Origin of the sequence: Sphaerisporangium corydalis (assembly GCF_025506355.1) — a bacterium.
Classification (GTDB): Bacteria; Actinomycetota; Actinomycetes; order Streptosporangiales; family Streptosporangiaceae; genus Sphaerisporangium; species Sphaerisporangium corydalis.
On the sequence record NZ_JANZYP010000039.1, the window covers coordinates 83,051 to 89,175 of the forward strand.

The 6,125-nt window shown below is 68.7% G+C and carries 8 protein-coding genes and 2 pseudogenes; 3 read left to right on the plus strand and 7 right to left on the minus strand.

Annotated features, from left to right (window positions below; translation table 11 throughout):
• Nucleotides 1-14 precede the first annotated feature (14 nt).
• On the minus strand, nt 15-533 hold the full coding sequence (locus NYZ98_RS24870) for a PadR family transcriptional regulator (protein ID WP_262845494.1): 519 nt from the start codon (nt 531-533) through the stop codon (nt 15-17).
• Between the two features lie 216 nt (nt 534-749).
• On the opposite strand from NYZ98_RS24870, the gene NYZ98_RS24875 reads away from it, so the two are divergent.
• On the plus strand, nt 750-2,267 hold the full coding sequence (locus NYZ98_RS24875) for an FAD/NAD(P)-binding protein (RefSeq protein ID WP_262845496.1): 1,518 nt from the start codon (nt 750-752) through the stop codon (nt 2,265-2,267).
• A 570-nt stretch (nt 2,268-2,837) separates the two neighbouring features.
• Here NYZ98_RS24875 and NYZ98_RS24880 read toward each other — a convergent pair.
• The 6 genes and pseudogenes from NYZ98_RS24880 to NYZ98_RS24895 all read right to left on the minus strand — a co-directional run bounded on the left by NYZ98_RS24880 (nt 2,838) and on the right by NYZ98_RS24895 (nt 5,381).
• Nucleotides 2,838-3,320, minus strand: a complete 483-nt coding sequence (locus NYZ98_RS24880) for a tyrosine-type recombinase/integrase (RefSeq protein ID WP_262845497.1) — start codon at nt 3,318-3,320, stop codon at nt 2,838-2,840.
• Nucleotides 3,251-3,742 carry a site-specific integrase gene (locus NYZ98_RS24885; protein ID WP_262845502.1) on the minus strand — a complete coding sequence of 164 codons (492 nt, stop codon included), beginning with the start codon at nt 3,740-3,742 and terminating at the stop codon, nt 3,251-3,253. Before NYZ98_RS24885 ends, NYZ98_RS24880 begins: the two co-directional genes overlap by 70 nt.
• A 224-nt stretch (nt 3,743-3,966) precedes the next feature.
• Entirely contained in the window at nt 3,967-4,191 is a 225-nt protein-coding gene (locus tag NYZ98_RS24890) for a helix-turn-helix domain-containing protein (RefSeq protein ID WP_262845498.1), read from the minus strand.
• 529 nt (nt 4,192-4,720) lie between these two features.
• A pseudogene (locus NYZ98_RS41565) lies at nt 4,721-4,861 on the minus strand (AAA family ATPase); the annotation flags it as partial.
• A gap of 163 nt (nt 4,862-5,024) precedes the next feature.
• Entirely contained in the window at nt 5,025-5,162 is a 138-nt protein-coding gene (locus tag NYZ98_RS41570; protein WP_380708562.1) for an AAA family ATPase, read from the minus strand.
• Nucleotides 5,163-5,177: 15 nt separating this feature from the next.
• Nucleotides 5,178-5,381, minus strand: a complete 204-nt coding sequence (locus tag NYZ98_RS24895) for a hypothetical protein (RefSeq protein WP_262845499.1) — start codon at nt 5,379-5,381, stop codon at nt 5,178-5,180.
• Nucleotides 5,382-5,551: 170 nt separating this feature from the next.
• Here NYZ98_RS24895 and NYZ98_RS41575 point away from each other — a divergent pair.
• Nucleotides 5,552-5,635 (plus strand): annotated as a pseudogene (locus tag NYZ98_RS41575) (hypothetical protein); the annotation flags it as partial.
• A gap of 40 nt (nt 5,636-5,675) precedes the next feature.
• The gene (locus NYZ98_RS24900) at nt 5,676-6,050 is read left to right on the plus strand and encodes a type III PLP-dependent enzyme domain-containing protein (protein WP_262845500.1); all 375 of its coding nucleotides are present in this window, start codon (nt 5,676-5,678) and stop codon (nt 6,048-6,050) included.
• The last annotated feature ends 75 nt before the right edge of the window (nt 6,051-6,125 follow it).

The window sequence follows — 6,125 nt, forward strand, 5'->3', positions numbered from 1 at the left end:
TGCCGGGACCGGTGTCATCGGCGGGCGATCTCCATGAGGCGCAGGGCGGCGGTGGCGTTCTCGTAGCGCCAGGAGGCCACGGTGTGGTCGAAGCCTCGTGCCTGGTCGCGGCGGTCGCGCAGGTTGGCGACGATCGGTTGGAGCCGCTCGGCCTGGGCGTCGAGCAGCGGGTGCGGGCTGACGCCGGCCCGGTCGAGCAGGGCCAGCTTGACCAGCAGTTCGGTGCGGATCTCGCGGATGTGCCCGACCGGCCGCATCAGCCAGCCGTCCACGGCGGCGCGCCCTGCCGGGGTGATGGCGAGGGGGTTGCGCTGCGGCCCGCCCTGCCCGGGTTCCCGGCCGGACGGCTCGGCCAGCCCGAGATCGGCGAGGCGGGCCAGGGCGCGGTAGACCAGCGGCCGGGGGACGTGCCAGATCGCGCCGATGGGGCCGGTGGCCGTGGTGAGCCGGGAGAGGGCGAAACCATGAGCGGGACCCTCGGCCACCAGGCCGAGCACCACCCATTCGGTGAGCGACAGCGCGGGGGACTCCACGGTTCCAGGGTAGGGCCGGGCGGGGGCGGGCGGTCGCAGGAGACTCCACGGTTCCGTCGAAGGGCGTGGAGGTCAACGGTTTTGGTGAGGGGGATAGGGGGAGTCGCGGGAGGGTCCAGGATCCGGTGAAGAGACGGGGTGGGTGGTCGTGGGGGGCGGCGGGCTTGGGTTGTATTGCCGGTATATCCTACAGGTATAGTAGGTTATACTGGGGGAGTGCCTGGTACTCCAGTGGTCGCCATCGTCGGTGGCGGAGCGAGCGGCGCCCTGGCCGCGATCCATCTCCTCCGCGACGCGCGGGCGCGCGCCGTGCCGCTGGAGGTCGTGCTGATCGACCGGCACGGACGCCACGGCCTCGGCCAGGCGTACTCCACCACCGACCCGAACCACCTGCTCAACACCAGGGCCGGCAAGATGAGCGCGCTGGAGGACGATCCCGGCCACCTGGTGAGGTGGGCGCGCTCCCAGGGCCTGGACGTCACCGACTCCGCCTACCTGCCGCGCGAGACCTACGGACGGTACCTGCGCGACGTCCTGGACGCCGCCGAAGGCCGTGCCGGGTCGGGCCGCACGGTGCGCCGGGTCACCGGCACGGCGAGCGCCCTGACCACCGACCCAGACCCCCGCGTGCACCTGTCGGACGGCCCGACCATGGACCCGGGCCCCCGCGTGCACCTGTCGGACGGCCGGACCACCGACCCGGGCTCCCGCGTGCACCTGTCGGACGGCCGGACCATGGACCCGGGGCCCCGCGTGCACCTGTCGGACGGCCGGACCGTCGACGCCGACGCCGTCGTGCTGGCCGTGGGCGACCGTGTCCCGGCCGCCTGGCCGGGGCTCCCGGAAGCCGGGACCCCGCGCCACGTCGCCGACCCCTGGGCGCCGGGGGCGCTGGCCCGGATCTGCGACGGTACCCCCGTCCTGGTGCTGGGCACCGGCCTGACCATGGTGGACGTCGCGGTCAGCGTGACCAGGACCTGTCCCGGCACGGTGGTGTACGCGGTGTCCCGGCACGGGCTGCTGCCCAGGCGGCACCCGAACCCCGTGCCACCCCCGGTCCCGGTGGCGATCCCCGACGGCCCGCTGGGGCTCGCCGCCCTCCTACGCGCCGTGCGGGTCGCCGTACGGGAGAACGGCGGCGACTGGGCGGGCGTCGTGGACGGCCTGCGGCCCCAGGTCCAGGACGTGTGGACCCGGCTCACCCCGTCCGACCAGCGGCGGTTCCTCGGCCTGGCCGCCCGCTACTGGGAGGTCCACCGGCACCGCATCCCGCCGGCCACGGCGGGCCGGGTCGCCGAGTTGCAGGCGGCCGGCCGGCTCCGCGTGGTCCGCGGCAGGGTGGCCGGCGCCACCGAGGTCCCCGGCGGGCTGCGCGTGCGCGTCGACGGGGACGCGCCCAGGGAGATCGACGTCGGCTGGCTGGTCAACGCCACCGGGCCGGGGGCCGGGGGCGCGTTCGACCCCTTCCTCGACAGGCTCGTGGCCACCGGCCGGGCCCGGCCGGACCGGCTGGGTCTCGGCCTGGACGCCGGCCCGCACGGCGCCGTCCTTGACGCGGCCGGGCGGCCCAGCGCGAAGATCTTCACCCTGGGCCCTACGCTCCGGGGCAACCTGTACGAGACGACCGCGATCCCGGAAATCCGCGCCCAGGCGGCGGCCCTGGCCCCCCGCCTCATCGAGACGCTCACCCCACGCCCCCTGACACCGTCCCTGCCCGGCCCCCACAACACCTGACCTCGTGCCCCTTCGCGCGCATGGGAGCCAGCGCGCTTCGTCCGGGACGAAGAGGCCGCAGGTTCAAATCCTGTCACCCCGACACTGTCTACCAAGGCTAGAAGCCGGTTCCGATCACTGGAACCGGCCTTCTGCGTTTCCTGAGTGACTAACTGCGTGACTGACCCCTGCGAGCGAGGCCGTAGATGACAACGGATGTCGCGGCTAAGGCGGCGAGCGGCGGCAGGGTCAGCGACTGGATTCCCGCGATGAGCAGCGATGACGAGAACGTCACCCCGACAGCAGGGGCCGTCTCAGGACGAGTCAGCTCCTGCAGAGCCGCCCACATGACAGCCCCCAGAAACGCTAAGTACCTGTACACGCATTTAGCGTCTGGGGTACTGTGTTCCATGTAGGAGTGCTTACATCGAGGGTCCGGCAGAGGGTCTTCGTTCATCATGGCTCTCCTTTCGTGCGAAGCCGAGCCCTGAGGCGCCAACCATCCAGGGCTTCGGCTCGTTCGTATGTTCGCGTCCAATCCTAGACTGTGGTCCGGGCGTAACGCACTGTTGTTCCGCATTCTCTTGAGGTTTACTCGAAGATGCGATCCATCATAGCTGCTCCGCCTTGTATGACCGGTCGGATTTGCTTCCGATAAACGGCTTCGGTCACTGCCGTGCTGCTATGACCGACCAGTCTGGAAACCTCCTCAAGGGGCAGTCCGTTATCGGATAGCAGCGAAACGAAGCTGTGCCGTAGCTCTCGGGGTGTCCACGCCGCCGCCTCCACGCATTCCGCCTCCTTGATCGCGTTCCGAAAGTCAAGAGGAGTTCCCACCTTGGAGGCGAACACGAGCCCGTGTTCTCGCCATCGTTCGCCTGCCGCTTCGCGCTCACGGTCCTGCTGTACGCGCTGGCGTTCCAGGACATCAAGGCAGCGTTTCGGGAGTGCCAGCGTCCGTCGAGACTTCCGCGTCTTGTGTCCCCGCCAGTGCGAACGGACCTTCAGACGGCCACATGTGGAGGAATGGGCGGAACAGCGTCCGGCTTCCCTTCCGAGTCGGTGTGATCCCACGTCAGCGCTCTAAGCTCCTCCGTACGCGCCCCAGTGAGCAGGGAAAGCACGATATAGGCGTGCATCCGGCTTCCTTCGGCAGCCTTGAGCACGGCTTCGGCCTGAGCGAACGTGAGCGCCTTCGAGGGGCGGCCGCCCTGCCCCTCGGGGACAGGGCAGAGCGCTACGACATTCCTCTTGACCTTGTCGCGAGCCATGGCGCACTTGATAGCCCTGTTCAGGCAAGAGTGAAGTCCCCTCAAGGTCCGAGTGCTGAGGGTTTTCGCCTTGTCGGCCAACCACTTGTCCACGTCTTCCGCGCTCAGGTCGCGGAGCTTCCTCACTCCCAGGGCGGGAATGACATGTGTCCGGCTCAGGATGGTGCAGGAGGTGACCGTCCCATTATCCCGTCCACTCAGGCCGTAGGCCAGCCAGTCATTCACCGCATGAGCAACGGTGCAGTCCGCCGGCGCGATGGCCAGGCCGTCTTCGTAGTCTCTGAGTACTTTCTTGAGCTTGTTCTTGGCCTCTGTTTTGGTCTTGCCGCTTCCCCGTTTGATGATGCGCTTGCCGTTCGGGGCGTGGCCGAGACTCGCGGTGGCGATCCAGCGTTGGCGCTTGTCGTCTCAGCGGAGCCCGCCGTCTCCCCTGCTGCGTCGTTTGGTCATCAGGCGGCTTCCTCGGCTTCCTTCTCTAGCAGGGTGATGTAGTCGCGGATCGCTCCGGCGGTGATCAGGCGGGCACGTCCCTGCTTGACCGAGCGCAGGCGTCCTGAGCGGACCTGCTCGTAGATGACGGTGCGGCTCATGCGGAGAAGCCGCATGACGTCGGCCACCTTGTAGAGCTGTGTGTCGTCCAGCCGGACCCTGTCCGGCGCCAAGACGGTGGTCATGTGTTCTGGTTCTCCTTGCTGGCGGGGACAGCGGGGACGCCCCACAGCGGTGGGTGTCCCTCGGGGGTGGTGCTGTTTGTGCTGGTGAAGCCGGGTGCGGGGACTTGGGGGACGCTTCGGGGGACGGGGTTTCCGAGAGTCGGTGTCGTCCGGCGGCGTCGGTGCGGAGCTGGCCGTCGGTGGCCATGCGCTGGCAGGTCTTCTTGACGTTGTCGTAGGCCACGCCGATGCCCTCGGCGATGACCTTGGGCGGGATGCCTGGATGCTGGCGAAGGTGGCGGATGATGGCCGCGCGGGTGGCGGACAGGGTGTGGGCTTCGGGTGGGCCGTCGAGTAAGCACCAGATGCCGACGTCGGGTTGGAGGGCCATGGCGTATTCGGCTTCCTCGACGTCGCGGCCGGTGATGTGCAGGACGCCGTCAGCGGTTCCGCGTGCGCGTTTGAGCACAAGCGTGGCGTCTGCGGCGCCGGCCAGGCCGTTGGTGCCGGAGACTTCGGCCAGGAAGTCGTCTGAGTCCATCTTGCGGACGTGGTGGACCAGGACGACGGCGACGCCGTAGGTGTCGGCCAGGCGTTTGGCTCTGCTGATGGCGGCGTAGTCGGCGTCGTAGGCCGACAAGACCGGCGGGGAGATACCGCGTACCTTGGCGAACACGTCGATGACCACCATGCGGGCGCCGGGTTGCGGTCCAGCCAGCGCGCGATGGCCTCATCCCCTCCCTGCGGGAGCGTCGGGCAAGAAGTGCCAGGGTCAGGTCACGCGGCTCGGATGCGCCTTGAAGGATCTTGCGCATGCGGGACTGGAGGCGGCGGGGGGTGTCTTCCAGGGCGAGTTAGAGCACCGGTCCGGGTTCCACCGCGATGGCTTCTAGTGCCTTGCCGCTGGCGGCCACGGCGATGGCAGTGCCGAGCGAGAGCCAGGACTTGCCGACCTTGGGCGGTCCGGCGAGCAAGTTGAGCCCTTCGGCGATGACGCCGGGGACCGCCTATTTGATGTCGGGGAAGGTCGTGGCCATCAGTTCGTCGGCGGTCCAGGAGGTGCGGAACGGCACCTCGGCGCCGTCGCGCGGCATGTGGATCGCGTCCCCGGAGACCAGGCGAGGTGTGCGGGACGCTCGGGGCTGTTCACGTTCGGCAAGACGGCATCCGGCCAGGCCGTGGAAGTGATCACCACCGTCACGCCGGCTCATTACCTAGTGGTTGAGACCAGTTTCCCGCTCGCCTGACCAACGACCGTAGACACGACCCCCTCGGAGATGCGATGACAGCCACCCTGCCGATGCGTGCACTAGCCCTGGAGCTGGCCGATGCGGGAGAACTGCCCGCGCACGTGTACGACCTCGCCGACCTTGACGCCCACATGGCCACCGTTCGGGCCGCCCTCGGGGACATCGAGCTCTACTACGCCGTGAAGGCCATTCCCGATTCGAAGCTGCTGGAAGTCATCGCGCCCTACGTTGACGGCTTCGAGGTTGCGTCAGGCGGTGAGCTGCCACACGTACGCAAGTACCTTCCCCGACTCGCCGATCGCGCTGGGCGGTCCCGGCAAGACGGACGCCGAACTGTTCGCCGACGTGACCAGGCTGCACATCGAGAGCCCGAGCGAGATCCTGCGCCTGTTCGCGGCGGACCGGTCTGCTGACGTGCTGCTCCGGGTTAATCTCGACATCCCGATCAGCGGGGCATCCCTGGCCATGGGCGGCGGTGCCACGCCGTTCGGGATGGACCCCGAAGGCATCGCCGAGTGTATCGAGATGCTGTCCGATCAGGACGCCATACGGCTTCGCGGAATCCACGCTCACCTAGCTGTACTGACCACGGAGGTTGAGTACGCGGACACGGCGTTGATGTTCTTGTAATGGGTGAGGGCCTTCGGGTTCGGTGTGGATTGCGACGTCTACACCGACCTGCCGGAGGCCCTCATGCCCCACCGT

Excerpts from the sequence above, each read along its gene's own strand:
- NYZ98_RS24890 (WP_262845498.1), bottom strand. The coding sequence starts at position 4,191 with ATGACCACCGTCTTGGCGCCGGACAGGGTCCGGCTGGACGACACACAG.
- NYZ98_RS24895 (WP_262845499.1), bottom strand. The coding sequence starts at position 5,381 with ATGAGCCGGCGTGACGGTGGTGATCACTTCCACGGCCTGGCCGGATGC.